Annotated in this window: 20 protein-coding genes and 2 tRNA genes; 17 read left to right on the forward strand and 5 right to left on the reverse strand. The window is 71.7% G+C overall.

Annotated elements, in window-relative coordinates; translation table 11 throughout:
* Window positions 1–79: 79 nt before the first annotated feature.
* From GGQ91_RS13755 to cysN, 3 genes are read left to right on the forward strand one after another with little or no spacing between them, the layout of a single operon-like run.
* The gene (locus GGQ91_RS13755; RefSeq protein ID WP_182592211.1) at window positions 80–904 is read left to right on the forward strand and encodes a phosphoadenylyl-sulfate reductase; all 825 of its coding nucleotides are present in this window, start codon (window positions 80–82) and stop codon (window positions 902–904) included.
* Window positions 901–1,863, forward strand: coding sequence for a sulfate adenylyltransferase subunit CysD (cysD, locus tag GGQ91_RS13760; RefSeq protein ID WP_043351851.1), 963 nt, complete (start codon window positions 901–903; stop codon window positions 1,861–1,863). Before GGQ91_RS13755 ends, cysD begins: the two co-directional genes overlap by 4 nt.
* On the forward strand, window positions 1,863–3,269 hold the full coding sequence (gene cysN, locus GGQ91_RS13765) for a sulfate adenylyltransferase subunit CysN (protein WP_075380108.1): 1,407 nt from the start codon (window positions 1,863–1,865) through the stop codon (window positions 3,267–3,269). The genes cysD and cysN overlap by 1 nt, the downstream gene beginning before the upstream one ends.
* 239 nt (window positions 3,270–3,508) lie before the next feature.
* Here the strand turns inward: cysN and GGQ91_RS13770 are convergent, their stop codons facing one another.
* Window positions 3,509–4,549: a fumarylacetoacetate hydrolase family protein gene (locus tag GGQ91_RS13770; protein ID WP_182592212.1), complete on the reverse strand. Its 1,041-nt coding sequence runs from the start codon at window positions 4,547–4,549 to the stop codon at window positions 3,509–3,511.
* Between the two features lie 108 nt (window positions 4,550–4,657).
* Window positions 4,658–5,683 (reverse strand): LLM class flavin-dependent oxidoreductase, encoded by a 1,026-nt coding sequence (locus GGQ91_RS13775; RefSeq protein ID WP_043756970.1) that lies wholly within the window; start codon window positions 5,681–5,683, stop codon window positions 4,658–4,660.
* 201 nt (window positions 5,684–5,884) lie between these two features.
* On the opposite strand from GGQ91_RS13775, the gene GGQ91_RS13780 reads away from it, so the two are divergent.
* From GGQ91_RS13780 to GGQ91_RS13790, 3 genes are all read left to right on the forward strand, one after another.
* A complete protein-coding gene (locus GGQ91_RS13780) occupies window positions 5,885–7,087 on the forward strand; it encodes a pyridoxal phosphate-dependent aminotransferase (protein WP_182592213.1) in 1,203 nt (400 codons plus the stop codon).
* Between the two features lie 568 nt (window positions 7,088–7,655).
* The gene (locus GGQ91_RS13785) at window positions 7,656–8,039 is read left to right on the forward strand and encodes a hypothetical protein (protein ID WP_182592214.1); all 384 of its coding nucleotides are present in this window, start codon (window positions 7,656–7,658) and stop codon (window positions 8,037–8,039) included.
* A gap of 114 nt (window positions 8,040–8,153) precedes the next feature.
* Window positions 8,154–9,107: a DMT family transporter gene (locus GGQ91_RS13790; RefSeq protein WP_043346933.1), complete on the forward strand. Its 954-nt coding sequence runs from the start codon at window positions 8,154–8,156 to the stop codon at window positions 9,105–9,107.
* Between the two features lie 30 nt (window positions 9,108–9,137).
* Here the strand turns inward: GGQ91_RS13790 and GGQ91_RS13795 are convergent, their stop codons facing one another.
* Entirely contained in the window at window positions 9,138–9,407 is a 270-nt protein-coding gene (locus GGQ91_RS13795) for a hypothetical protein (RefSeq protein WP_043346930.1), read from the reverse strand.
* Between the two features lie 333 nt (window positions 9,408–9,740).
* Here GGQ91_RS13795 and ileS point away from each other — a divergent pair, with 333 nt between their 5' ends.
* The 7 genes from ileS to GGQ91_RS13830 all read left to right on the forward strand — a co-directional run bounded on the left by ileS (window position 9,741) and on the right by GGQ91_RS13830 (window position 19,579).
* On the forward strand, window positions 9,741–12,707 hold the full coding sequence (ileS, locus tag GGQ91_RS13800) for an isoleucine--tRNA ligase (RefSeq protein ID WP_182592215.1): 2,967 nt from the start codon (window positions 9,741–9,743) through the stop codon (window positions 12,705–12,707).
* Between the two features lie 232 nt (window positions 12,708–12,939).
* Entirely contained in the window at window positions 12,940–13,455 is a 516-nt protein-coding gene (gene lspA, locus GGQ91_RS13805) for a signal peptidase II (RefSeq protein WP_182592216.1), read from the forward strand.
* A 160-nt stretch (window positions 13,456–13,615) separates the two neighbouring features.
* Entirely contained in the window at window positions 13,616–14,278 is a 663-nt protein-coding gene (locus GGQ91_RS13810) for a hypothetical protein (protein ID WP_043346925.1), read from the forward strand.
* Between the two features lie 159 nt (window positions 14,279–14,437).
* Window positions 14,438–15,847 (forward strand): M16 family metallopeptidase, encoded by a 1,410-nt coding sequence (locus GGQ91_RS13815; RefSeq protein WP_043346924.1) that lies wholly within the window; start codon window positions 14,438–14,440, stop codon window positions 15,845–15,847.
* Between the two features lie 106 nt (window positions 15,848–15,953).
* Window positions 15,954–17,249: a M16 family metallopeptidase gene (locus GGQ91_RS13820; RefSeq protein WP_043756983.1), complete on the forward strand. Its 1,296-nt coding sequence runs from the start codon at window positions 15,954–15,956 to the stop codon at window positions 17,247–17,249.
* A gap of 291 nt (window positions 17,250–17,540) precedes the next feature.
* A complete protein-coding gene (locus GGQ91_RS13825; protein WP_043756987.1) occupies window positions 17,541–18,491 on the forward strand; it encodes a ring-cleaving dioxygenase in 951 nt (316 codons plus the stop codon).
* Window positions 18,492–18,805: 314 nt separating this feature from the next.
* Window positions 18,806–19,579, forward strand: a complete 774-nt coding sequence (locus tag GGQ91_RS13830) for a ferredoxin--NADP reductase (protein ID WP_043346916.1) — start codon at window positions 18,806–18,808, stop codon at window positions 19,577–19,579.
* Between the two features lie 25 nt (window positions 19,580–19,604).
* On the opposite strand, the gene GGQ91_RS13835 is transcribed toward GGQ91_RS13830, so the two are convergent.
* Window positions 19,605–19,898 carry a helix-turn-helix domain-containing protein gene (locus tag GGQ91_RS13835; protein ID WP_043756991.1) on the reverse strand — a complete coding sequence of 98 codons (294 nt, stop codon included), beginning with the start codon at window positions 19,896–19,898 and terminating at the stop codon, window positions 19,605–19,607.
* Window positions 19,899–20,544: 646 nt separating this feature from the next.
* On the opposite strand from GGQ91_RS13835, the gene GGQ91_RS13840 reads away from it, so the two are divergent.
* The 3 genes from GGQ91_RS13840 (at window position 20,545) to GGQ91_RS13850 (ending at window position 22,540) form a co-directional block, all read left to right on the forward strand.
* Window positions 20,545–20,612 (forward strand) — tRNA-Ser (locus GGQ91_RS13840).
* Window positions 20,613–20,744, forward strand: a tRNA-OTHER gene (locus GGQ91_RS13845).
* A 221-nt stretch (window positions 20,745–20,965) separates the two neighbouring features.
* Window positions 20,966–22,540, forward strand: a complete 1,575-nt coding sequence (locus tag GGQ91_RS13850; RefSeq protein WP_182592217.1) for a TROVE domain-containing protein — start codon at window positions 20,966–20,968, stop codon at window positions 22,538–22,540.
* A 34-nt stretch (window positions 22,541–22,574) separates the two neighbouring features.
* Here GGQ91_RS13850 and GGQ91_RS13855 read toward each other — a convergent pair whose 3' ends face one another.
* Window positions 22,575–26,024 (reverse strand): DUF3971 domain-containing protein, encoded by a 3,450-nt coding sequence (locus GGQ91_RS13855; protein WP_210274709.1) that lies wholly within the window; start codon window positions 26,022–26,024, stop codon window positions 22,575–22,577.
* A 183-nt stretch (window positions 26,025–26,207) separates the two neighbouring features.
* On the opposite strand from GGQ91_RS13855, the gene GGQ91_RS13860 reads away from it, so the two are divergent.
* Window positions 26,208–26,675, forward strand: coding sequence for a peroxiredoxin (locus GGQ91_RS13860; protein ID WP_182592218.1), 468 nt, complete (start codon window positions 26,208–26,210; stop codon window positions 26,673–26,675).
* The last annotated feature ends 59 nt before the right edge of the window (window positions 26,676–26,734 follow it).

The raw sequence follows: 26,734 nt of genomic DNA on the forward strand, positions 1-26,734 counted from the left end.
ACATTTCCGCCCTTCGACAACAGGCATGGCGCAGGCCGTGGCCTTTCCACCCACCATGCGAACCCCGGGACATGGCGCGATGACCCGTCCGGACCGACAGACGGCCGAAGCCCTCGCGGAGCGGTTGTCCGGGCTCGACCTTCCAGGCCGCCTCGACCTGATCGCCGCCGAGATCCCCGGCCGCCTCGTCTTCACGACGAGCCTGGGCGTCGAGGATCAGGCGCTCACCCACGCCCTGGCCATGGCGGGCCTGGCGAAGGGGCGCGTCGAGATCGTCACCCTCGATACCGGCCGCCTCTTCGCCGAGACCTACGACACCTGGACCGAGACCGAAGCGGCCTACGGCATCCGGATCGCCGCCTATGCGCCCGAGCGCGCGGCCGCGGAGGCGTTCGTTCGGGACGAAGGCATCAACGGCTTCCGGCGCTCGGTGGCCGCCCGGCAGGCCTGCTGCGGCTTCCGCAAGGTCGAGCCGCTGGGCCGGGCGCTCGAAGGCGCGAGCGGCTGGCTCACGGGCCTGCGGGCCGGCCAGTCCGCCAACCGCGCCGAGACGCCGCTGGCCGAGTTCGACCCCGCCCGCGGCCTGATCAAGCTGAACCCCCTGGCCGATTGGTCCCGGGCGCAGGTCGACAGCTTCGTGCGCGACAATTTCGTGCCCTACAACGTCCTGCACGACCGGGGCTTCCCGTCGATCGGCTGCGCCCCCTGCACCCGGGCCGTGAAGCTCGGCGAGCCCGAGCGCGCCGGCCGCTGGTGGTGGGAGCAGGAGGAGAAGAAGGAATGCGGCCTGCATGTCGGACGCCCCGGGGCGTCGGTGCAGCCCGGCCAGGAGGCCGCCGTTTTCGAGACTCCTTTAAAGACTAACCAAGATCATTCAGCCCGCCAGCCGGAGTTCGCCCGATGAGCGCCGCCCTCGCCGCCACCGTGCCGCCGAGCGCCCCTGCGTCCGCACAGACCTCTGCCGACCGCCTCAGCCACCTCAAGCGGCTGGAGGCCGAGGCCATCCACATCTTCCGGGAGACGGTCGCCGAGACCGAGAACCCGGTGATGCTCTACTCGATCGGCAAGGATTCCTCGGTGCTGCTGCACCTCGCCCTCAAGGCCTTCGCGCCCGGGCGGCTGCCGTTCCCGCTGCTCCACGTCGACACCACGTGGAAGTTCCGCGAGATGATCGCCTTCCGCGACGCCCGCGCCAAGGAACTCGGCCTCGACCTCCTGATCCACACGAACCCGGACGGGCTCGCCCGCGGCATCGGACCGGTGAGCCACGGCTCCGAGGTCCACACCGACGTGATGAAGACGCAGGCCCTGCGGCAGGCCCTCGACAAGCACAAGTTCGATGCGGCCTTCGGCGGCGCCCGCCGCGACGAGGAGGCGAGCCGCGCCAAGGAGCGGATCATCTCCCTGCGCACCGCACAGCACCGCTGGGACCCGAAGCGCCAGCGCGCCGAGCCCTGGCATCTCTACAATCTCAAGAAGAAGCGGGGCGAATCCCTGCGGGTCTTCCCGCTGTCGAACTGGACCGAGCTCGACATCTGGCTCTACATCGAGCAGGAAAACATTCCGATCGTGCCGCTCTACTTCGCCAAGGAGCGGCCCGTGGTGGAGCGCGACGGGCAGCTGATCATGGTCGACGACGACCGGCTGCCGTTGGCGCCCGGCGAGACCCCGCAGCAGCGGCTCGTCCGCTTCCGCACGCTCGGCTGCTACCCGCTCACCGGCGCGGTGGAGAGCGACGCCGCGACGCTCCCCGAGATCATCGGCGAGACGCTCGCCGCCCGCACCTCGGAGCGCCAGGGCCGGGTGATCGACAAGGACGGGGCCGGCGCCATGGAGCGCAAGAAGCAGGAGGGCTATTTCTGATGACGGTGCACCAGGCTCCTACGGCCTTCGCCGATCGCGCCTCCGGCTACGCGGCCTTCCTCACGGCCCACCGCAGCAAGGCGGTGCTGCGCTTCATCGCCTGCGGCTCGGTGGATGACGGCAAGTCGACCCTGATCGGGCGGCTCCTGCACGACACCAAGCAGATCTTCGACGACCAGATCTCGGCGCTCCAGCGCGATTCGCGCAAGCACGGGACGCAGGGGCAGGAGGTGGATCTCGCGCTGCTGGTGGACGGCCTCCAGGCCGAGCGCGAGCAGGGCATCACGATCGACGTCGCCTACCGGTTCTTCTCCACCGACAGGCGCTCGTTCATCGTGGCCGACACGCCCGGCCACGAGCAGTACACCCGCAACATGGCCACCGGCGCCTCGACGGCGGACGTGGCGGTGATCCTGGTCGATGCCCGCCAGGGCCTGACCCGCCAGACCCGGCGCCACGCGCTGCTGGTCTCGAATCTCGGGATCCGCCGGGTCGTGCTGGCGGTGAACAAGATGGATCTCGCCGGCTGGGCGCAGGGCACCTTCGACGGCATCGTCGCGGGCTTCTCCGACTTCGCCCGGGATCTGAACTTCGCCGAGGTCAAGGCGATCCCGCTCTCGGCCAAGAACGGCGACAACGTCGTGGAGCCGGGCATCGCGGCGCCCTGGTACACGGGCGGCCCCCTGCTCGCCTACCTGGAGACCGTGCCGGTCCGCGCCGAGGCGCTGAACGCGCCGTTCCGCATGGCGGTGCAGTGGGTCAACCGGCCCAATTCCGAGTTCCGCGGCTACAGCGGCCGGATCGCCAGCGGCCGGGTGCGCCCGGGCGATTCCGTGACGGTCCAGCCCTCCGGCCGGACCTCGACCGTGGCGCGGATCTACACCGCCGACGGCGACCTGCCCGAGGCCGGCGAGGACGAGTCAGTCACCCTGGTGCTGGCCGACCAGATCGACGCCTCCCGCGGTCAGGTGATCGTGGCCACCGACGCACCGATGCGGGTCACCGAGACCCTCGACGCCCGCCTGTTCTGGGCGGCCGAGACCGATCTCAGCCCGGGTGCCAGCCTGTTCGCCAAGATCGGCACCGCCACGGTCACCGCGACCGTGGAGCGGATCATCTCGCGCATCGATCCAGAGACCGGCAGGCCCGGCCCGGCCGAGCGCCTGTCGGCCAACGACATCGCCGACGTGGCCCTGCGCCTCGACCGGGCGGTGGCGGTCGACGCCTACGCGGAGAACCGCGAGACCGGCAGCCTGATCCTGATCGACCGCGAGACCACCGACACGGCGGCGCTCGGGCTGGTCCTGGCGCCGAAGACGGAAGCGGCCAAGCCGGCGACGCCCGATGCGAAACCTGCGGAAGGCGGCGGCTTCCTCGCCCGTCTCGGTCGCCTGTTCGGGCGCTGAGGACGGCCGGGCGCGCGACTGGTTTCAGGATCGGGCGCGGGTCCCCTCTCCCGTGCGGGAGAGGGACAGGGTGAGGGATCAGGTCTGTCCGGAGAGGGCTCGACCTGACTGCGCGGCAAGGACGGGCTCGATCCTGTGGCGTCTCGTCCCTCACCCCAACCCTCTCCCGCACGGGAAAGGGGGCCGGTCGCTTGCCGCGCCCGTGTAGGCGCAGCGGACCGGGCCGTCGCGCAACGCGATCAGACCAGCTTGAACCGCAGCGCCCCGAGCCCTTCCAGCTCCGAGACCACCTCGTCGCCGGGCTTCAGCCACGCCCGGTCCTTGCGCGGAGTCTTCTCGCCGAAGATCACCCCCTGCGGCGTGCCCGTGTAGAAGATGTCTCCCGGCTTGATCGTCATCACCTTGGACGCGAAGCTGATCAGCTGGCGGCAGTTGAAGATCATGTCGTTGGTGCTCCAGTCCTGGCGCACCTGGCCGTTGACCAGCGTCTTGAGCTTGAGGTCGTTCGGGTCCTTCACCCGGTCGGCGGTCACCAGGTAGGGGCCGAGCGGCGCGAACCCGTCCGAGGTCTTGCCGATCATGAATTGCGAGGTCAGCGTCTGGAGGTCCCGGGCGCTGAAATCGTTGCCCGTGCAGTAGCCGGCGAGATAGTCTAGGGCGTCCGCCTCGGACACGTTCCGGCACTCGCGGCCGAACACCATCACCAGCTCGGTCTCGTAGTCGAATTCCCGCGCCGCCTGGGTCGGCAGCGTGATCGTGCCGCCGTGGTGGTTCAGGGCGTTGTTGTACTTGTTGAACAGCGGCGGGTCCTTGGGGATCGGTGTGCCGGTCTCCTCCGCGTGGTGGCGGTAGTTGAAGCCCATCATGATGATCTTCTCGGGCCGCGTGACCACCGGCGCGTAGGCGATGCCGGATTCCGCCAGCATGAAGCGCCCGTCGGGGGCGGCCTCGACCGCGTCGATCAGCGCCCGCAGCGCCGGGCCGCGCCCGTTCTGGAGAAGGTCGTCCATGTCGGTGGGAACCGGCATCCCGAGCGCCCGGCCGGCGGCTTCGACGTCGAGCACGCCGTCCCTGGTCTTCACGCCCAGGGCGTAGCCGTCGCCGCGGCGCATGTTGAGCAGGATCATGTCCCGAGGCATGCCGAAGGGCGGCGGCGCCGCCGGCGCGGTGTTGGGCGCGGTCTTCGGAGCCGCCGTGCGCTCCTCGGCGGCCCGGGCCGGCGCCGCGGCGGCGGCGAGGCCCGCGGCCGTGGCGGTCAGAAATTCGCGTCGGTTGCCCATGCTGCCTCTCCTCCGGTCGGCCCGTCTGGTCGCGGGCGTGATCCGGGCGGGAGCCTGCACGGCCGGCGGCGGCGCCGCCAGGACCCCGCGGCGGGGGCCGGTGACGGCTCAGGCCGCCTGTGAGGCGGCGCCGAGCCCCCAGGCCTGCGCCAGCAGCGCGTAGGATTCGTGCCGGGCGGCCTGATCGGGGATCGCCGTGACGACCATCAGCTCGTCGGCCTGCGTGCGCTGGACCATGTCGGCGAGCCGGGCCCGCAGGGTCTCGGGGCCGCCCACGTGCAGGCGGTCGCGGCCGCGCGCGATCTGCATCCGCTCGGCGTCGGAATACGGGTAGGCCAGCGCCTCGGCGAGGCTCGGCAGCGGCCGGTACTCGCCCCGCTCCCGCCGCAGCGTCGCCAGCCGCGCGCTGGAGGCCAGCCGCTCGGCCTCCGCATCCGTGGGGGCGCAGATCGCCGCCACCGCCAGGATCGCGTGGGGCTTCGCGCCGAGCCGCGTCGGCTGGAACCGGTTCCGGTAATCCAGCATCGGCGGCTCCGCGGGCATCCCGGAGAAGTGCTGCGCGAAGCCGAAGCCGCAGCCGATCTCGGCGGCGAGGCGAGCGCTGTAATCGGAGGAGCCGAGCAGGAAGATCGGCGGCAGCGGCACCCCCGCGGGGCTCGCCTCGATCCGCGCGAACGGATGCCCCTCCGGGAAGCCGCCGTCCCAGAACAGGAGCTCCTGCAGGCGGTCGAGGAAATCGTCCCCGCCGCCCTCCCCCGGCGCCTCCCGGCGGCGCAGCGCCCGGGCGGTGAGGCCGTCGGTGCCGGGCGCGCGCCCGAGACCCAGATCGATCCGGCCCGGGAACAGCGCCTCCAGCACCCGGAAGCGCTCGGCCACCATCAGCGGCGCGTGGTTCGGCAGCATGATCCCGCCCGAGCCGACCCGAAGGTCGCGGGTCGCGGCGGCGATCTGGCCGATCATGATCTCGGGGGCGGGGCTCGCCACGTTGGGCAGGGCGTGGTGCTCGGCGAGCCAGTAGCGCCGGTAGCCGAGGCCGTCGACGTGGCGGGCGAGCGCCAGGGTGTCGTGCAGGGCCTGCGCCGGGGTCGAATCGGCGCCGACGAAGGAGAGGTCGAGGACGGAGAGCGGAGTCATGGACAGGATCTGGTAACGACGATCCCGCAAAGCGAGAGCAGCCGCGCAGGCGAGACCTGCGCCGCGCGCCCGGCGCGAGATCCGGCTTCGTGCCGCGCACCGCCTTGCCGGCTCAGCGTCCCGGGCCTAGGGTCCGCCGCGCCGCAAAAAGGGGCGGCGAACGGGCATTCCTCGCCCACGCAATCCGGAGCACCGCACGCCATGGCTCTCCTCGCCGACGTCCTCTCGCGGGTGAAGCCGTCCGCGACCATCGTGATGACCCAGAAGGCCCGGGACCTGAAGGCCTCCGGCGTCGACGTCATCAGCCTGTCGGTGGGCGAGCCCGACTTCGACACGCCCGAGCACATCAAGCAGGCCGCCATCGCGGCGATCCACCGGAACGAGACCCGCTACCCGCCGGTCTCCGGCATCGTGCCCCTGCGCGAGGCGATCGTGCGCAAGTTCAAGCGCGAGAACGGGCTCGACTACAAGGTCTCGCAGACCATCGTGGGCACGGGCGGCAAGCAGGTGCTGTACAACGCCTTCCTCGCCACCCTGAACCCCGGCGACGAGGTGGTGATCCCCCGCCCCTACTGGGTGTCCTACCCGGAGATGGTCGGCCTGTGCGGCGGCACGCCGGTCTTCGCCGACACCGACATGGCCAACGGCTTCAAGCTCCAGCCCGAGGAGCTCGACCGGGTCCTGACGCCGAAGAGCAAGTGGATCGTCCTCAACTCGCCCTCGAACCCGTCCGGGGCCGCCTATTCCCGCGCCGAGATGAAGGCGCTGACCGACGTGCTGCTCCGCTATCCGGACGTGCACATCCTCACCGACGACATCTACGAGCACCTGACCTACGGCGATTTCGAATTCGTCACCCCGGCCCAGGTCGAGCCGGAGCTCGTCGAGCGGACGCTGACCATGAACGGCGTCTCGAAGGGCTACGCCATGACCGGCTGGCGCATCGGCTACGCGGCCGGGCCGGAGACGCTCATCAAGGCGATGGATTTCGTCCAGGGCCAGCAGACCTCCGGCGCCAGCACGATCGCGCAATGGGCTGCGGTCGCCGCCCTCGACGGCCCTCAGGATCACCTCGCCACGTTCCGGGCGGCCTTCCAGGGCCGGCGCGACCTCGTCGTGTCGATGCTCAACCAGACCAACGGCCTGACCTGCCCGACGCCCGAGGGCGCGTTCTACGTCTACCCGTCCTGCGCGGCGCTGATCGGCAAGAAGACGGAGGCCGGCAAGACCATCGAGACCGACGAGGACTTCGTCATGGAGCTGCTCCAGGCCGAGGGCGTGGCCGCGGTGCATGGCTCGGCCTTCGGGCTCGGCCCGAACCTGCGCATCTCCTACGCGACGTCGAACGCGGTGCTGGAGGAGGCCTGCCGGCGTATCCAGCGCTTCTGCGGCTCGCTGCGGTAGGGCCCTCCGGGCGATCCTGACCGAGCGCGGCCCCCCCAGTCCGCGCTCGGCGTGACGGGGCTCGCGCCCGCGCTCTCGGGGGCGCCCTCCGGTCGGCCGCGGGGCCCGCTGATACGCTTCGCCGCGGCCGCGGCGGCGCGCGGATCGCCGCGCGGGCCACCGAAACGGTCCCGCCTCTGTTGCCGGCTCGGCTGTCACCCTCTACACGGGCTGTCCCCAGCGGCCGATGCGCCTGAAGGTTTCGCGAGCCCGCTCGGGCCTGCATGGCAGCGGGGTCGGCAGTGACGGGGCGGTCCGGACCAGTTCTCTGGGCCGTTCCTGTGAGGCTCAGTGGGCCGAGTCGCTGCAGGAGTGTCGGGAGCGCGGGGAACAGGAACCGCGGGTTCGGCGCAAGGCCCACAAGATTCCCCGTCGACCGAGCGCCGGAGCCGTCCCGACGCCGCGATCTGACCCGTTCCGGGACAGGGCCGAACGCGACGGTTGCGGCTTCGTTCACGCTCCCGCGCGATGATGCGTCCGGGCCGGGGATCCGGTTCCGCGTAACCGCGTTCTCTCGGGCCTGACGACCATGCGAGCCCTGCTCACCAGCGGCATCAAGGCGATCCTCGGCATCGCCGCGCTCTCCACCGCCGCCCACTGGACTTTGCGCGTGCAGCGCGAGTCCGCCGCGCCCGCCACCGCGACGGCGCGCCCGGCCGAACCGACCGTGACCGGCTCCATCGAGCCGCGCCGGGTCGAGCGGGCCGCCGCGCTGGTCCCCGCCTCGGTGCCGGCCCCTGCGGCGGCGGTTCTGGTGGCGGCCGCGCGCGCCGCTCCGGGGCTCGACCAGTCGCATCTGGCTGCCCTGATCGCCGGCGCCACGCCGCCCAAGCCGAAGCTCGCCAAGACCGCGACCAAGACGGCCTCCGCCGAGAAGACGGCCTCCGCCGAGAAGGCCGCGGTGAAGCGCTGAGCTCCGCCCCGGCCCGGGCGATCGTGCGGGCTGCATGGTTCCCCTGCGCGGCGGCGGATACCGGCGAAGCGCCGGGCGTGGCAGTGAACCGGCCTCTACCGAGATGGGTCAGGCATGAGCACGCAGGTCGCGACCTCCGTCCCCGATGACATCGGCGCGCCGCGCGCCGCTCCGGAGGTCGACCTCGCCGGCCGCCGACGGATCGTCGGCATCGCGCTGATGTGCGGGGCCGTCGCCTTCTTCGCCAGCCTCGATGCCTGCGGCAAGACCCTGGCGCGGGCCGGCGTCGACCCGCTGGTCACCACCTTCATGCGCTACGCGGCCAGCGTCGCCATGATCTCCCTGTTCATCAACCCGGTGCGCACGCCGGGCGTGGTGAAGAGCCGGCGGCTGCCGTTGCAGATCGTCCGCTCGCTGCTGCTCTTCGCCTCCACGGCCCTGAACTTCCTGGCCCTGCGCTACCTGCAACTCGCCGAGACGATCTCGATCCAGTTCGCCGCGCCGCTCACCGTGGCGCTGCTCGCCGGGCCGCTGCTCGGCGAGTGGTCGTCGCGGGCGCGGCTCATGGCGATCGGCGTCGGCTTCCTGGGGGTGCTGGTGATCGTGCGCCCGGGCGTGGGCGGGATGCATCCGGCCGCGCTGCTGTGCGTCGCCAACGTCGTGGTCTACGCCTTCTACGCGATCATCACGCGCAAGCTCGCGGCCTACGATTCGACCGCCACGACCATGTTCTACACGGGGCTCGCGGGCCTCGCGCTGATGGCCCCGCTCCTGCCCTGGATCTGGACGAGCCCGGCGAGCCTGACCCACTGGGCCCTGCTGTTCGGGGTCGCGCTGTTCGGGACGCTGGGCCACTGGCTGCTGGTGATGGCCCATGCCCGGGCCCCGGCCAACGTGCTGGCACCGTTCATCTACACGCAGCTGCTGTGGTCGGTGACGCTGGGCTTCCTGCTGTTCGGCGACGTTCCGAGCCGCTGGACCGTAGCGGGCGCCATGATCGTCGTCGGCTCGGGCCTGTATCTCCTGGCGCAGGAGACGATCCGCCGGGACACGCGTCCGGCCGCCTGAGGCGGCCGGACGGTCCGGTGACGGATCGGGTCAGCGGCCCATGCGCTCCTGGCGCTCCATCCGCTCCTCGCGGCGGTTCTCGCGCGCACGCCGGGCCGGATCCGGATCGGTGCCGAGCACGCCGCCGACCGTGCCGGTGGCTGCGCCCACCGCGCCACCGACGACCCCGCCCACAGGACCGGCCGCAGCCGCGCCATCCTCGGCACCCCGCTGGGCGCCGCGGGCCGTGCCCTGGGCCTGCGCGGCGCCGGCAAAGGCGAGGGGCGCGAGGGCGAGGGTCGTGATCAGTAGCTTCTTCATGGGTCTGCTCCGGTCATACGGTCTGGGAGTCTCCGCGCCGCCTCGGGGCGCGGAGGATGTGCCTGTTCAACGGTTCAGGCGCCGATTGGTCCCATTCGCGGTCACGGGCGCGTGATCCGCGCTGCCGCTGGCCTCGGGCCGGAGCGGCTGATAGAGAACGGGTCATGCACGCTTCGCGCGCCCTGCGCGGCTTCGGCCGCCCGATCCGAATTACCGGCCCGGCCTCCGCCTGAGGGCCCGCTTCGGCGCGGCCGCGCGGAGGTCCGGGATCCTCCTGCCGCCTGACCCGATTCCGCCGGCCTTTCGCCGGCCCGACCGCCGATGCGAGATCCGATGACGACCCCCGAGACCGCGCCCGCCCGCGACTATTCCAAGACCCTGTTCCTGCCGCAGACCGAGTTCCCGATGCGCGCCGGCCTGCCGGTGCGCGAGCCGCTGTTCATCGAGCGCTGGAAGCGGATGGACCTCTACGGGAAGCTGCGCGCCGGCGGCCAGGGCCGGCCGAAATTCGTGCTCCACGACGGCCCGCCCTACGCCAACGGCAACATCCACATCGGCACGGCGCTCAACAAGATCCTCAAGGACGTGGTGGTCCGTTCGCAGACCGCCCTCGGCTTCGACGCCAATTACGTCCCGGGCTGGGACTGCCACGGCCTGCCGATCGAGTGGAAGATCGAGGAGCAGTACCGCGCCAAGGGCCGCAACAAGGACGACGTGCCGGTGATCGAGTTCCGGCAGGAATGCCGGACCTTCGCGGCCCACTGGCTCGACGTGCAGCGCGAGGAATTCAAGCGGCTCGGCGTCACCGGCGACTGGGACCATCCCTACGCGACCATGGCCTACCCGGCCGAGGCGGTGATCGCCGACGAGCTGATGAAGTTCTCGATGAGCGGCCAGCTCTATCGCGGCTCGAAGCCCGTGATGTGGTCGGTGGTCGAGAAGACCGCGCTCGCCGAGGCGGAGGTCGAGTACGAGGAGCACGTCAGCGACACGATTTTCTGTGCTTTTCCGATCCGGTCCGGCGCCGAGGGTGATCTCGCGCAGGCCCGGGTGGTGATCTGGACGACCACCCCCTGGACGATCCCGGGCAACCGCGCGGTCGCCTACTCCAAGAAGATCGCCTACGGGCTGTATCGGGTCACCGAGGCGCCGGCCGACAACTGGGCGACCCCCGGCCAGACCTATGTCCTCGCCGACAGCCTGGCCGCGACCGTGTTCAAGGCCGCCCGCGTCGAGGCGTTCGCGCGCGTCGGCGACGTGAGCCCGGCGATGCTCGCCGCCCTCACCCTGGACCATCCCCTGGCCCAGCGCGGCTACGGCTTCGCGGTGCCGATGCTCGACGGCGACCACGTCACGGACGAGTCCGGCACGGGTTTCGTCCACACGGCGCCGAGCCACGGCCGCGAGGATTTCGAGCTCTGGATGGCGAGCGGCCGGTCGCTGCGCGAGCGCGGCATCGACACGACCATCCCCTACACGGTGGATGCGGACGGCGTGCTCACGGAGGCCGCCCCGGGCTTCACCGGCACCCGCGTGCTCACCGCCAAGGGCGAGAAGGGCGACGCCAACAAGGCGGTCATCGCCGCGCTGACCGAGGCCGGGGCGCTGATCGCCCGCGGGGTGCTGCGCCACCAATACCCGCATTCCTGGCGCTCCAAGAAGCCGGTGATCTTCCGCAACACGCCGCAATGGTTCATCGCCATGGACCGGCCGGTGGATTTGCTCGGCGACCGGACGCTCCGGGAAGTGGCCCTTCAGGGCATCGACGACACCCAGTGGGTGCCGGCCCAGGGGAAGAACCGCATCACCGGCATGGTCGCCAACCGGCCGGACTGGGTGGTCTCGCGCCAGCGCGCCTGGGGCGTGCCGATCACCGTGTTCGTTCACCGGGAGACGGCCGAGATCCTGAAGGACGAGCGCGTCAACGCCCGCATCCGCGACGCCTTCGCGGCCGAGGGCGCCGACGCGTGGTTCCAGGACGACGCCGCCCAGCGCTTCCTGGCGCCGGACCACGACCCGGCCGCCTACGACAAGGTCACCGACGTCCTCGACGTCTGGTTCGATTCGGGCTCGACCCACGCCTTCGTGCTGGACGATCCGGAGGCCTTCCCGGGCCTGGCCGGAGTGACGCGCGTCCGCGACGGCGGCCAGGACCGGGTCATGTACCTGGAGGGGTCGGACCAGCACCGCGGCTGGTTCCAGTCCTCGCTGCTCGAATCCGCCGGGACCCGCGGCCGGGCGCCCTACGACATCGTCCTGACCCACGGCTTCGTGCTCGACGGCAAGGGCCTGAAGATGTCGAAGTCCAAGGGCAACGTCGTCGCGCCGCAGAGCGTCATCAAGGATTCGGGGGCCGACATCCTGCGCCTGTGGGTCGCCGCCTCCGACTACACCGACGACCTGCGCATCGGACCGGAGATCATCAAGACCTTCGCGGAGACCTACCGGAAGCTGCGCAACTCCCTGCGGTGGATGCTGGGCTCGCTGGCCCACCGGGTTCAGGGCGACGACGTGGCCTACGCGGACATGCCGGAGCTGGAGCGGCTGATCCTGCACCGGCTCGCCGAGCTCGACGGCGAGATCCGCGAGGCCTACGCGGCCTTCGACACCAAGCGGGTGGTGGCGCTGCTCAACGGCTTCATGACCGGCGACCTGTCGTCCTTCTACTTCGATGTCCGCAAGGACGCCCTGTACTGCGACCCGATCTCCTCGGTCCGCCGCCGGGCGTCGCTGCAGGTGATCGACGAGGCCTTCCGGCGGGTGGCGATCTGGCTCGCCCCGGTGCTCGCCTTCACGGCCGAGGAGGCGTGGCTCGATCGCTACCCGTCCGAGGACGGATCGGTGCATCTCCAGACCCTGCCGGAGACCCCGGCCGCGTGGCTCGACGCCGCCCTCGCGGAGCGCTGGCACAAGATCCGGCGGGTGCGGCGGGTCGTGACCGGCGCCCTGGAGATCGAGCGCGCGGCGAAGCGCATCGGCGCGAGCCTGGAGGCGGCCCCGCTTGTCTACGTCGCGGATCCCGAGTTGCTCGCCGCGCTCGAGGGCTGCGACTTCGCCGACACCTGCATCACCTCGGACATCACCGTGGTGGCGGGCGAGGGGCCGGCCGACGCCTTCCGGCTCGACGAGGTGCGCGGCGTCGCCGTGGTGCCGAGCCCGGCCGAGGGGCGCAAATGCGCCCGCTCCTGGCGGGTGAGCCCCAGCGTTGGCAGCGATCCGGACTATCCGGACGTGACCCCCCGCGACGCCCGGGCCCTGCGCGAGTGGGACGCGGCGCATCCGGAGGCGAGCGCGGCGTGAAGAGGCGCGCGACGGTGCTCTCCCTCTCCTCCCTGCGGGGGAGAGTGGCCCTCGCGTCCGCGAGGGTCGGCAGAGGGGAGCCCGGCTTCCGGTTGCGGCGCGACCGTCTTGAAGCCCACAGCCTTTCTCTGCGCCGTCGCTCCCCTCTCTCCCGCTGCTGCGCAGGGTACCCTCCCCCGCAGAGGGGAGAGGGCGATGCGCCCGCACGGCACGGGTCGCGGGGTCGGCGCCCGTGACGCCCTTCCGCGCCGGCCTTCTGGCCCTCCTCCTCACCCTGGTCCTCGACCAGGCCTCCAAGCTCGGCCTCTATTTCGGCACCGACCTCGTGCTGACCCAGCCCTGGCGGCTGGCGCCGTTCGTCGACTTCGTCGTGGTCTGGAACCGGGGCGTCTCCTACGGCCTGTTCCAGCAGGAGGGCGGGGTCGGGCGCTGGCTCCTCGTGGTCCTGTCGCTCGCCGCCGCGATCGGCCTCGGGATCTGGATGCGCCGGGCCGGCTCGCGGCTCCTCGGCGTCGCCCTGGGGCTCATCGTCGGCGGGGCGCTCGGCAACGCCATCGACCGGGCCGCCTACGGGGCGGTGTTCGACTTCGTCCACCTGCATGCCGGCGGCTGGTCCTGGTACGTGTTCAACGTCGCCGATGCGGCGATCGTGGCCGGCGTGATCGGCCTGATCCTCGACAGCCTGTCCCCGGACAGCCGCAAGGAGCGGCCGCTTCCGTCGCAGGGCGACCCCGCGCCGCGCCTGTGATCCGCGCAACACACAGGTCCACCTGCATGCCTGCCCTGGCGCAACGTGGCCAAGGCGCCATACGATCGCCGGAAACCGGTCTCAGGCCGGAACCCGTCGGATCAGGCCGCGCCGCGGTCATCCCAGAGCCGGACGCTCCGTCCGGAACCCGTGAGGCAGCATGACCGGGCATAGCAGGCTTCGTCCCCTCCTCTCCGCCGCGGTCGTCCTGGCCCCGCTTTGCGCCGGTACCGCGCAGGCGCAGGAGCGCGGCGAATTCATGCGCGACGCGCTGTCGGGCATCGGCCTCTTGGAGAAGCGCCAGGATCCGATCGACTATCACGAGCGCCCGCCGCTGGTGATGCCGCCCAAGATCGACGGCAAGGCCCTGCCCCAGCCCCGGGCGCGCTCCACCAGCACCGCGTGGCCGAAGGATCCCGAGATCGTCGAGCGCGAGCGCGCCGCCGTGGAGCGGCGTAATCCGAGGGGCGCCCAGGCCCAGGGCCGCTACGACGACAACAACGCGACGCTCTCCGTGGATGAGATGCGCGGCGGCCGCCGCGCCGGGGCGGGCCTCACGACCACGGCCGAGCGGAAGCCCGGCGACAACAACCGCGACGACAGCCTGCTCAGCCCCTTCGAGCTCCTGAAGGGCAAGAGCGCCAATGCCGAGCCGTCCGACATCGAGCCGAGCCGCGACACGCTCACGGATCCGCCGACCGGATACCGCCAGTCGCCCAAGAAGCTGGCCCGCCCGCCGTCGAGCGACCCGATCAACAACGCCAGCCGCGAACGCGAAGAGGCGGATCCCGGCGCGTATCTCCGGAAGCGCGCGCAGCAGTGACGGGGGCGCCGTGTCGCCGTTGCAACGACGACGCGGCATGGCAACATGAGATGATCGTCCCGGTACGGCTCTTGCCCACCGGAGACCAGGACGGCCCCGAACCACGAACGCGTCCTGTCGTGGAACGCTTCGATCCGGGGCCGGCAGAAGGAAAGCGGAATGCACCTGTTCAGGAAGGCGACGCCCCACCTCTTCCCGCTGCGTCCGGGTTCGTCCTTCGGCGGCAGCGCCGGCCGGGGCGAGGCCGCGCCGTTCGGGCGTTCCGAGGCGGGCGGACCGGAAGTGACGGCCTTCACCCTCGACAACGGCCTCGACGTGGTGGTCGTCCCCGACCACCGGGCCCCCGTCGCCACCCACATGATCTGGTACCGCAACGGCTCGGCCGATGATCCCCTCGGCCAGTCGGGCATCGCCCACTTCCTCGAGCACCTGATGTTCAAGGGCACCGAGAAGCACCCCGTCGGGGCCTTCTCCAAGGCGGTGTCGGGCCTGGGCGGCCAGGAGAACGCCTTCACCAGCTACGACTACACGGCCTATTTCCAGCGGGTCGCCCGGGATCATCTCGGCACCATGATGGCGTTCGAGGCGGACCGGATGAGCGGCCTCGTCCTCGACGATGCCGTCGTGGCGCCCGAGCGCGACGTGGTGCTGGAGGAGCGCCGCATGCGGGTCGAGACCGACCCCTCCGCGCAGCTCTCCGAGGCGATGGCCGCCGGCCTGTTCGTGCACCATCCCTACGGCATCCCGATCATCGGCTGGATGCACGAGATCGAGGGCCTGAACCGCGAGCATGCGCTCGCCTACTACAAGCGCTTCTACACCCCCGAGAACGCCATCCTGGTGGTCGCGGGCGACGTCACCCCGGACGAGGTGCGTCGCCTCGCCGAGGACACCTACGGCCGCGTGACGCCCCAGGGCGCCCGGCCCGAGCGCCTGCGGGCGCGGGAGCCGGAGCCGAAGGCGCTGCGCCGCGTTGCCGTGGCCGACCCGAAGGTGGAGCAGCCGACCCTGCAGCGGCTCTACCTCACGCCCTCCTGCATCACCGCCCGCGACGGCGGCTGCCACGACCTGGAACTCCTCGCCGAGGTGCTGGGCGGCGGCTCGACCTCCTACCTCTACCGCAAGCTGGTCATGGAGAGCGGCCTCGCGGTGAATGCCGGCGCTTGGTACATGGGCTCGGCGATCGACGACACCCGCTTCTCCGTCTACGCGGTGCCCGCCGAGGGCGTGCCGCTGGAGAAGCTGGAGGAGGCCGTCGACAAGGTGCTGCGCCGCGCGCCCGCCGAGGCCCTGGACGCCGAGGCGATCGAGCGGGCCAAGACCCGCCTCGTGGCCGAGACCGTGTACTCCTCCGACAGCCAGTCGTCGCTGGCGCGCATCTACGGGTCTGCGCTCGCGATCGGCGAGACCATCGAGGAGGTCCGCCGCTGGCCGACCGATATCGAGGGGGTGACGCAGGACCGCCTCAAGACCGCCGCCGAGCGCTGGCTGACGCCGGCCCGCTCGGTGACCGGCTACCTGACCAAGGCGCAGGATCCGGACGCCCCGGTCGCGATGGCCGCCGAGTAGCCCCGGGCGCGTCCCGCCCGGCCCTCGGAGGGCCGGCACGGGGCGTGTGCCGAACGGGAGCCTTGGCCCGCTCCGCCGTCGCCCGAGAAAGAGACAAGAGGTTCCCATGAGCTTGGCCGAGACTCTGGTCGAGACCGCCGCCCCCGCCGCCACGTCGCCCACGACGGCGCTGCCGGTGACGACCGCCCCCGGCATCGAGGCGTGGCACGTCGAATCGCCGGTGGTGCCGATGATCGCCCTCGCCTTCACCTTCGAGGGCGGCGCCGCGCAGGACCCGGCGGGCAAGGCCGGCTGCGCCCAGATGCTGGCGCGGCTCCTCGATGAAGGGGCGGGCGACCTCACCTCCGATCTGTTCCAGGAGCGGCTGGCCGCCCGGGCCATCGAACTGTCCTTCCATGCCGGCGCCGACGCGGTCGGCGGCTCGCTGAAGATGCTGGTCAAGCATGCCGACGAGGGTATCGCCCTCCTCGCCCTGGCGCTGGCCAAGCCCCGCTTCGATCCGGACGCGATCGAGCGGGTTCGGGCCCAGATCATCGCCGGCCTGCGCTACCAGCAGAACGATCCGGGCGTCCTGGCCTCGCGGCGCTTCTTCAAGGAGGCCTTCGCCGGCCACCCCTACGCCCGACCCTCCTCCGGCACCGTGGAGAGCGTCGCGGCGATCACCCGCGAGGACCTGCTGGAGATGCATGCCCGCATCATCGGGCGCGGCCGGGTCAAGGTTGCGGCCGTCGGCGCCATCGGGGCGGAGCAACTCGCCGAGGGTCTGAACCGCGCCTTCGGGGCGCTCCCCGAGGCCGGGGCGCTGAAGGCGGTGCCGCGGACCGAGGTCCAGGATCTCGGCCGCCGCATCGTCGTCGACCTCGACGTGCCCCAGTCGGTGATCCGGTTCGGCATGGCCGGCGTGCCCTGGCGGGACCCGGATTTCATCCCGGCCTACGTGCTGAACCACATCCTCGGGGGCGGCGCCTTCACGTCCCGCCTGTTCCAGGAGGTGCGCGAGAAGCGCGGGCTGGCCTACTCGGTGGGGACCTCCCTGGTCAGCCACCGGTCCGCCGCGATGACCTGGGGCTACACCGCCACCAAGAACGAGCGCGTCGGCGAGGCGCTGTCGGTGATCGGCGACGAGATCGGCCGGCTCATCACCGACGGGCCGGACGACGACGAATTGCAGAAGGCCAAGGACTACCTCACCGGCTCCTACGCCCTGGGCTTCGACACCTCGACCAAGATCGCCCACCAGCTGGTGCAGATCGCCTTCGAGGAGCTCGGCATGGACTACATCGCCCGCCGCAACGCCATGGTCTCGGCCGTGACCCAGGCGGATATCCGCCGGGCCGCCGCCCGCACCTTCGCGGACGGCAAGATGCTGGTGGTCGCCGCCGGCCGTCCGGTCGGGCTCTGAGCTTTCGGAGCGGACCATCGCGGCGGTCGACCGCGAGGCCGTCCGCTCCAACCCTTCATCCTGGAGGCTGAACGATCGTCGATCGTTCAGCCTCCAGGTGCTGTCCAGGGCCCGCACGGCTGGCTGGAAGACCTGTCCCAGTCCCCGCGCACGGCGTCGGCATCTCCGGACCGGATTGCGCCCGGACGAGGCGCCTTCCGACGCGATGTCGATCGGCCCGGAAGCCTCGGTGCTCGCAGTGCCGGCGGGGATCCCTACCTGAGACGCATCGGCGTCAACCCCCGGATCGACATGCACCTCACCGGCCTCCATCACCTCACGGCGGTGACCGCCCGCGCGGCCGAGAACGTCGCCTTCTACACCGGGACGCTGGGCCTGCGCCTCGTCAAGAAGACGGTGAATCAGGATGACGTCTCGGCCTACCACCTGTTCTACGCGGACGGGCTGGCGAGCCCCGGCACGGACATCACCTTCTTCGACTGGCCGGCGCCCCCGGAACGGCGGGGCTCCAACAGCATCACCCGCACGCATCTGCGTGTGCCCGGCGAGGGCGCGGTGGCCTGGTGGCACGCCCGGCTGCGCGAGGCCGGGATCGTCGAGGCCGAGCCCGCCCTGCGCGACGGGCGCCTCACCCTCGACTTCGAGGATCCGGAGGGTCAGCGCCTCGCCCTGGTCGATGACGGCGGGACCGGGCCGGAGCATCCCTGGGACGGCTCGCCGGTGCCGGCGGCCTACCAGATCCGCGGCCTCGGCCCGATCCGGCTCTCGGTGCCGGACCCGGCCCGCACCGCCGCGGTGCTGACCGAGGTGCTCGGCATGCGTCGGGACCGCGTCTTCGAGACGGGCGACGGGCCGGTGGCGGTCTACGCCATGGGGCCCGGCGGCCCGGCCGCGGAGGTCCAGCTCCTGGCCGATCGGTCCGCGCCGGCCCGCCAGGGCGCGGGCGCGGTTCACCACGTCGCCTTCCGCATCCCGGATGCGGATTACGGCGGCTGGGCCGACCGGCTCAAGGCCGCCCGGGTTCCGACCAGCGGGCCGGTGGACCGCTACTACTTCCGCAGCCTCTACTTCCGCGAGCCCAACGGCATCCTGTTCGAGATCGCCACGGATGGGCCCGGCTTCACCGCGGACGAGCCGCTGGAGACCCTGGGCGACCGCCTCGCCCTGCCGCCGTTCCTTGAGCCGCGCCGGGCCGAGATCGAGGCGGGATTGAAGCCGCTCCACCCCGGAACCGCCGGCTGATCGCGCCGCGCGAGGCCCGGCGGGCGGCAACCCTCCCATGTCCGGAGCGGTGCTGCAGACCTTCCGCGAAGACGCTAAATATTCGAACGATTCCAGGCCGTTCACTTCTTTCGCGAGTGTGATCCCGGCGCGCCTTGACGGGCGTGCTGCAACTGCGAAAGAAGCAGCGCGCGTGTGTCATCCGGATCCGGGCGGGCTCTCTCGTCGAGGATCCACCCCCGCCCGAGCGGGGCGGCGGGGATCCGCCGAACCACGGCCCCCGAATCGTCGGGACCGTGAGCCGAGCATCAGAGGATTCGAGGGCTGATCCGTCGATGAGCAAGTTCTACGAGGAGCGCGTCCTGTCGGTCCACCACTGGACCGACAATCTGTTCTCGTTCCGCACGACCCGCGACCCGGCGTTCCGGTTCCGCAACGGCGAGTTCACCATGATCGGCCTGGAGGTCGAGGGCCGGCCGCTGCTGCGCGCCTATTCCGTGGTCTCGGCCAATTACGAGGAGGAGCTGGAGTTCTTCTCGATCAAGGTCCAGGACGGCCCGCTGACCTCGAAGCTCCAGCATCTCAAAGTCGGCGACCCGATCATCGTCGGCAAGAAGCCCACCGGCACCCTGGTGCTCGACAACCTCCTGCCGGGCAAGAACCTCTATCTGCTCGGCACCGGCACGGGGCTCGCGCCGTTCCTGTCGATCATCAAGGATCCGGAGGCTTACGAGCGCTTCGAGAAGGTCGTGCTGGTCCATGGCTGCCGGCAGGTGCAGGAACTCGCCTACGGCGAGACCATCACCGAGACGCTGCCGAAGCACGAATTCCTGGGGGAGATGATCTCGAACCAGCTGATCTACTACCCGACCGTGACCCGCGAGCCGTTCCGCAATCGCGGCCGGATCACCGACCTCATGGTCTCGGGCAAGCTGTTCGAAGATATCGGCCTGCCGGACATGTCGATCGAGAACGACCGGTTCATGCTGTGCGGCAGCCCCGACATGATCCGCGACACGCGCGAGCTGCTCTCGGGCCGCGGCTACGAGGAGGGCAACCACGGCGAGGCCGGTCACTACGTGATCGAGAAGGCCTTCGTGGAGAAGTAGCCCGCCGCGCAGGTCGGTTTCGGGTTCAGCCCGGTGCGGTCCGCCGCGCCGGGCTTTTCTGTGCCTGCGCGTCCCCGGATCCGGTCGCGGGGGCGGGGCGCAGGATCGCCCCGTATCCCTCCTGATCGTCGCCGACGAAGCGGATGCCCGCCCCTTCGAGGACCGTGCGGATCGCCGCGAGGGTCCGGTTGCGGGGCTGGACCTGTTCGCTCTCGATCATGTTCAGGGTGACGACGGAGACCGCGGCGCGGCTCGCGAGAACCCCTTGCGTCCATTTGAGAAGTCCGCGGCCGGCGCGGATCTGGGCGGCAGTGATCATGGCTCCGGCATCGCCCGAACTGAAAGAATTTTCAAGTTTCCGGTTGACGCAGGTCGAGCGCGGCCGTATCCACCCCGCCATCGGCCTGCCGGGCCGGTGATCCGAGGTTATCGCACCCTTGGGACGTCCGCGGCCGGCGAGCCGCGGGGGTGAAACGCCCAGTCCGCCTCGATCGGACATGACCGGCAGACCTCTGACATTCACCGGCGCGGGCCGGAGACGCTCGGTTATCCCTGTCACGGATCCCCCCGAGCCTCATCGACACGCCCGCGTCACCCGCAGCCCCGTTCGGACGGAGCCTGGCATGAAACAGCACGACGGAATCGGCGTCGCGGCGTTCGCCCGTCCCGGGCTGATGCGACCGTTACGGTCGTATCGCGGGGCTCTCGGCCCGAGAGGCTGAGCGCGTCCGGGCGGAGCCCGGCGCCGCCGACGCGGTTCCCACGCGCGTCTCGAGGACCCTGCGGGCCGGCAGGGGACGGTTATCATCGGTAGAGCGCCGCGGGCTTGTCTCGCGGAGGTTGCGGGTTCGATCCCCGCCGGGGGCCGCGAGGTCGCCGGAGCTCATGCCCGTCCCCGACACCACGACCGCAGGGCCCCGCGAGACGATCGTGGAGCCGACCGTGCGCGGATCCCGACCGACGATGCGGGCCGGAGAGGAACGGTTATCCTGACGCAGGAGGAGGTCGCGGGTTCGAATCCCGCCGGGCCGCGAGGCCCGTAGCTCAGCCCGGATAGAGCGCCCAGACACCGTTCCTCACGCCACGACTGCATCGCCCGGACGCGGGCCGGAAGACGAAGGTTCTCGGGATCCGAGGGGTGCGGGTGCAAGTCCCGCCGGGCCGTCAGGCCCGTCGCTCAAGCAGAGCATCGGACAAGCCCTTCGTCGCCGCCACGCCCGCAGCCGGACGGAAACCCGCCCCCGACGACACGAGAGACCGGCCGCCCGGCAGCGGCGGAGGACGACGCGCTGCGGCCGCGTCCCCCGCCCGTCCGCGCGCGCCGAAACGCGCCACCGGCCGGCGATCGGCCGCGATGGAGAGAGGAGAGACAGAGAGGAGCCCGCCATGACGAAGCTTGCACAGATGTTCCGGCTCCGCCGCACCCCGCAGGTGGAGCCGATCCCCGGCACGGTGCCGAATGCCGCCGGGGGCCACGCCTTCGCGGTCGGCGACTGGGCGCGGTTCGACCGCTTCCTGGTGCTCGGCTCCGAGGGCGGCTCGTACTACGCGAGCCCGCGCGCCCTGACCGCCGAGAACGCGGCTTCCGTGCAGCGGTGCATCGCGCAGGACGGCGCCCGCGCGGTCGCCGCCATCGTGGCGGTGAGCGAGGGCGGCCGGGCTCCGAAGCAGGATCCGGCGATCTTCGCCCTGGCGCTGGCGGCCGCTTCGGCGGATCTGGCGACCCGGCGCGCGGCGCTCGCGGCCCTGCCCCGGGTCTGCCGCACCGGCACCCACCTGTTCCAGTTCGCCGCGTCCGTCGAGGCGATGCGCGGCTGGGGCCGGGGCCTGCGCCGGGCCGTCGGCGGCTGGTACTGCGCCAAGCCCGTGGAGGCCCTGGCCTTCCAGGCGGTGAAGTACCGGGCCCGTCAGGGCTGGTCGCACCGCGACCTGCTGCGGCTGGCCCATCCGGAGACGGAGGAGCCCGCCCGGAAGGCGCTGTTCGACTGGATCTGCCGCGGCACCGTGACCGAGGCCGCCCCCGGGATCGTCCACGCCTTCGCGCAGGTGCAGGCGGAGGGCATCGACGGGGCGGTGGCCGCCGCCCTGGTGCGCTCGCACGGCCTGCCCTGGGAGGCGCTGCCGACCGGGCTGATGGGCAGCCGCGCGGTGAACGAGGCCCTGATCGAGCGGATGCCGGTCGGAGCCCTCGTGCGCCAGCTCGGCCGCCTGACGGCCGCGGGGGTGCTCGCGCCCTTCTCGGAGGGCACCGAGCATGTCCGGTCGGTCCTGTCGGACCGGGAGCGCATCCTCCGGGCGCGCCTCCACCCGATGGCGCTGCTGCTGGCCCTCAAGACCTACGCCTCCGGGCGCGGTCAGCGGGGCACGCTCGCCTGGGAGCCGGTGGCCGCGATCGTCGAGGCGCTGAACGCCGCGTTCTACACGGCGTTCAGCGCGGTGGAGCCCACGGGCCGGCGCCTCGTGCTGGCGCTGGACGTCTCGGGTTCGATGGGCGCCAGCACGGTCGTGGGCTCGACGCTCACGGCCCGGGAGGCGGCCGCCGCGATGGCGCTCGTCACCGCGGCGACCGAGGAGCACTGGCAGGTGCTCGGCTTCACCGACGGTCTGACGCCCCTGGCGATCGGCCCGTCGATGCGGCTCGATCAGGCGGTGCGGGCGACCGCCGACCTGCCGTTCGGCGCCACCGACTGCGCCCTGCCGATGCGCTGGGCGCTGGAGCGGGGCGTGAAGGCCGACGCGTTCGTGGTCTACACGGACTCGGAGACCTGGGCGGGGCCGGTCCACCCGGTCCAGGCCCTGCGGGCGTACCGGGAGAAGACCGGGATCCCGGCGAAGCTGGTGGTCGTGGGGCTGGTCGCCAACGGCTTCAGCATCGCCGACCCGGCGGATCCCGGCATGCTCGACGTGGTCGGCTTCGACGCGGCGGCACCGGCCGTGATCGCGGATTTCATCCGCGCGTGAGACCGGGGCGGGCGGCTCTTCCGGGCTGCCCGCCCTATTGCTGCGGGACCCCCTGCATCCCGTCCGCGAAGGGGCCGCCGCCGGCGCTGAACAGCTTGCGCAGGAAGCCCGGGGCGATCGCCGAGAGCGGGTTCACGCTCACGTCCGGCGAGGCGAGCTTGCCGGAGACGCGGAAATTGACCGCGAACAGGCCCTCGTTGTGCCCGCCCCCGAGCAGCGGCCCGAGCAGGGGCAGCTGCGAGGCCACGTTGTTCAGGCCGTAGAGCGGCACGAAGGTGCCGGTCATGTCGGTGCGCTCGCGGCCGGTATCGAGCCAGCCCGACAGGGTGAAGCCCATGGCGGCGTTCGAGATCGCCGCGTCGCTGAAATCGACGCGGGTGCCGGTGCGCACGAAGTTTGCGCGCATGCGATCGAAGCTGACGTCGCCCGCCCCCCGGCCCGGGGCGACCCGGCGGCCGCGGGCCGTCTCCGTGTCGGTCGGCTCCGGGCCCTGCGCCATGATGCTCGACAGCGCCGGCTCGTTGCGCAGGATGAAGTCGCGGATCTGCACGACGCCGGATTGCGGACCGTCGTTGAGGCCGATCCCGGCATTGAGCCGGCCGCCATACATGCGCCGGTACACGTCGACGAACCGCAGCGTCGCGCCGGCATCGGCCGAGTCCACCGCGAGCGTCGGCACGCCGCGCTCGCCGCGGGTGACCGTGGCGGCGAAGGGCGCGGCGCGGAACCGCCCGGTGATGGTGGCGGCGCGCAGCGTCTTCCCGTGCAGGGCGAGCTTCAGGTTGGCGCCGGTCAGGGCCTCCTCGTTGAAGCCGGTGACGATGGGCACCTGGATGTCGGCATCGACATCCTTCGGGTTCGCGTCCTTCGCATCCCGGCCGCCCTTGGGATCGGGGGCGCCCAGGGATTTCAGGAACGGCCTTGCATCGACCACCGCGCCCCGGACCACGACCTTGTAGCCGCCGCCGGTCCGGTCGAGGCTCACGCGCAGGTCGTCGCCGGGGGAGAGCTTGACGTTGGTGAGATCCGCCCGCTCCAGGCCGCCCTCGGGCGTGATCGAGACGGTGCCGCGCGCGCTCGCGGGGGCCGCGTCGAGGGCGAAGTCGCGCAGGTCGAAGCTCTGGCCGCTGTCGACGAGGGTGAAGCTGAGCCGCCCCGGCTTGCCCGCGGGCTTCGTGAGCCCCGGGATCAGCCCGTCGATCCCGGCCTTGGCCAGATCCGCCTCAACCCGGATCGGTGGCTTGCCGGATCCCGGCCGGCCGATCGGCACCACCGCGCGGACCGGGATCGTGCCGGTGAGCTGCGGCGCGGTCGGCAGGCCCTTGCGGCCGCGGACCGCCTCGTCGAGCGAGACGTTGACCACCGCCTCGCCGGGCTGCCCGACCTTCGGCTGGCGCAGGTCGACCGACATGGGGGCGCCCGCGACCCGGCCGTCGCCCTTCAGCGTGAAGGCACCCCGGTCGTAGGCGAGGTTGAACTTGCCCGACTCGAGCCTGTCCCGGCCCATCACCTTGTCGACCGAGAGGTCGGCGAGCGTGCCGATCAGCGTCACCGGCAGGTCCGGCAGGTCGGGGATGTGCTTGAGATCGAGGGGGAAGTCGACGCGCAGGTCGGCGCTGCCCTTGATCGTGGCTGGGTCGAGGTCGACGCTCATCACGCTCTTGAACAGCTTGGCCTGGAGCACGGAGGCCATGCCGTCGGCGCCGCCGGAGAGCCGCATCCCGATCTGCGCCACGACCCGGTCCGGCGTGATCTGCGGGATGACGAAGCTGCCGTCCGTGATGGCGAGCCCGCGCCCGTCCGGCCCGTGGACCTCGGCGGTCACGTTGCGCACCGTGGTCGAGCGTCCGGTGATGACGCCGGTGACGTTGCCCTTGGTCACAGGCGGAGCGTCGGCGGTGACGTCGATGGCCGCGTCCGAGACGTGGAAGTCGATATGGACCGCGTCGTCCGGGGCCGGGTCGCCCCGGGTCGCGGCGGCCAGGACCGAGCCCGACATCTTCACCTTGATGTCGACGGAATCGACCCGGCCCCGGCGGAGCTGGTCCACCAGGTAGGTGCGGGCCGGCGGCGCGATGTGCTCCGGCCAGAGCCGCAGCCCGGTTCTGACCTCGCCGTCGTGGCCGGCGAGGTGGAGCGTCAGGCCGCCGTCGTCGGCGGTGGTGCCGATCGTGCCGGTGATCGAGCCCTTCACGCCGGGGCCCGACAGGGTGAGCGCGTCGATGGCGATCCCGCCGTCGCGGCCGGAGAGCTGCGCGTCCAGGGCGTCGATCTTCACCGGCGCGTCCTGCGGGGTCGCCCCGCGTAAGGTCGCGTCGCGGCTCGCGAGGGTCGCGGTCCAGGCCGTGCTCGCGTCGGCGGGGTTGCCCTTCCACGTCCCCGTGAGGTGCACGGCGTTGCCGGCCCCGCGATAATCCAGGCCGGTGAGCGACATGACCCGGTTGGCCTCGTCCCAGTCCAGGGACGCGTCGAGGCTCTCGACGGTGACGGGGTTGAAGTCCTTCTCCTCGATCAGGAACGTGCCGTCGCCGGTATGGAGCTTGGCGTTCATGGTCCGGATGCGGCCGGCCGTCAGGCTCACGTCGGCGCGAGCCGAGACCTTCAGGTCCGTTGTCAGCGGCATGCCGGACTGGCCCGAGAGCAGCAGGAGATCCGTGACCGGCAGGTCGTCGAGGGTGATGACGCCCGAGCGCTCCTGCCCGTCCGCGCCGTCGCGCAGCGTGCCGCCGAAGCGCCACTCGCCGTGCGGCCCGTCGAGCCGCAATTCGAAGTTCCGGGTCCCGTTGACCGGATCGCGCCCGAACAGGCCGTTGACCCGCGCGAAGACCGCGCGCTCGTGGCCGTCCTCGTCGATCAGCCGCAGGCGCGCGTCGGTGACGCGGGCGCGGTCGAGGGCGCCGACCACGCCGCCCGAATCGAGGACGACACCGAAGATCGACGCGATCGCGGCCGAGAGCGGCGAGACGGTGCCGCGCACCCCGTCCACGCTCGGCGGCGTGTGCGGCGCGATATCGACCGGGTGGTTGGCCTCCGAGGCCGCGAAGGCGATGGAGCCGTCCCGGTGCAGCAGCGCGGTGGTCTGCGTCTCGCGGAACTCGATCGAGCGCGGCTGCACGTTGAGCCGCAGGAGTCCCCAGAGGTCGAGGCTGACGAGCGCCAGGGGCGCACGCACCACGAGGTCGCCCTGCGGGTTGCGGATGTCGAGGCCGGAGAAGCGCAGGCTCAGGGCGTTCTCGCGGTCGAGCTCCAGGCTGCTGCCGCGCAGCCCGATGCTCCAGCCGGGCCCGATCCGCTCGGCCACGGCGGCGGCGACGCGGCGCGACAGGCCGTCGATCTGCAGCGGCCCGTTCGACAGGCGCAGGGCCACGAGGCCGACACCGGCGCCGAGGAGCAGCACCAGCGCGAGGGCGCTCACGAGGCAGAAGCCACCCACGCGCCGCGCCCGCCCCCGAGGCCTGCCTGCCGACGTTGTCTCGTCCGCCATCGGGACCCTTGTTCCGGGGGCTCTGCGCGCGGCACCCTCGGGCACCGCGGCCGGTGGATCGAAGCACGCCCGCGCTTTACAGCGGCGGCGACTCCGGGCTTGGCTCGGACGTGCGCGGCGCAATCGCTTGAGGCCGCGCACGAGATCGGTTGCACATCATCAATCGGCCGAAAGGAAGGCACGATGCCGCTGTCAGAAGGGGATCTTGCCCCCGATTTCGACCTTCCCGCCTCGGGCGGAGGGCGCGTCGGATTGTCCGCGCTCAAAGGTCACAAAGTCGTGCTCTACTTCTACCCGAAGGACGACACGAGCGGATGCACGCTGGAAGCGCAGGACTTCAACGGTCTCCTGCCGGCCTTCGCGGAGGCGGACGCCAAGGTCGTCGGCCTGTCGCCGGACTCGGTGAAGAGCCACGACAAGTTCTGCGGCAAGTACGGACTCGCCTTCCCGCTCGCCGCCGACGAGGACAAGGCCGTGCTCGAAGCCTACGGCGTCTGGGTCGAGAAGAGCATGTATGGGCGCAAGTACATGGGCGTGGAGCGCACCACCGTGCTGGTCGACCGCGAGGGGCGTATCGCGAAGATCTGGCCGAAGGTGAAGGTCCCGGGGCATGCCGAGGCCGTGCTGACGGCCGCCCGCGCCCTGCCCTGACCGGCCGGACGACCCGGCCCGCGACGGATCCTTAACCCTACTGAGGTCTGAATGGCGGC

This window comes from Methylobacterium fujisawaense (assembly GCF_014138435.1).
Classification (GTDB): Bacteria; Pseudomonadota; Alphaproteobacteria; order Rhizobiales; family Beijerinckiaceae; genus Methylobacterium; species Methylobacterium fujisawaense.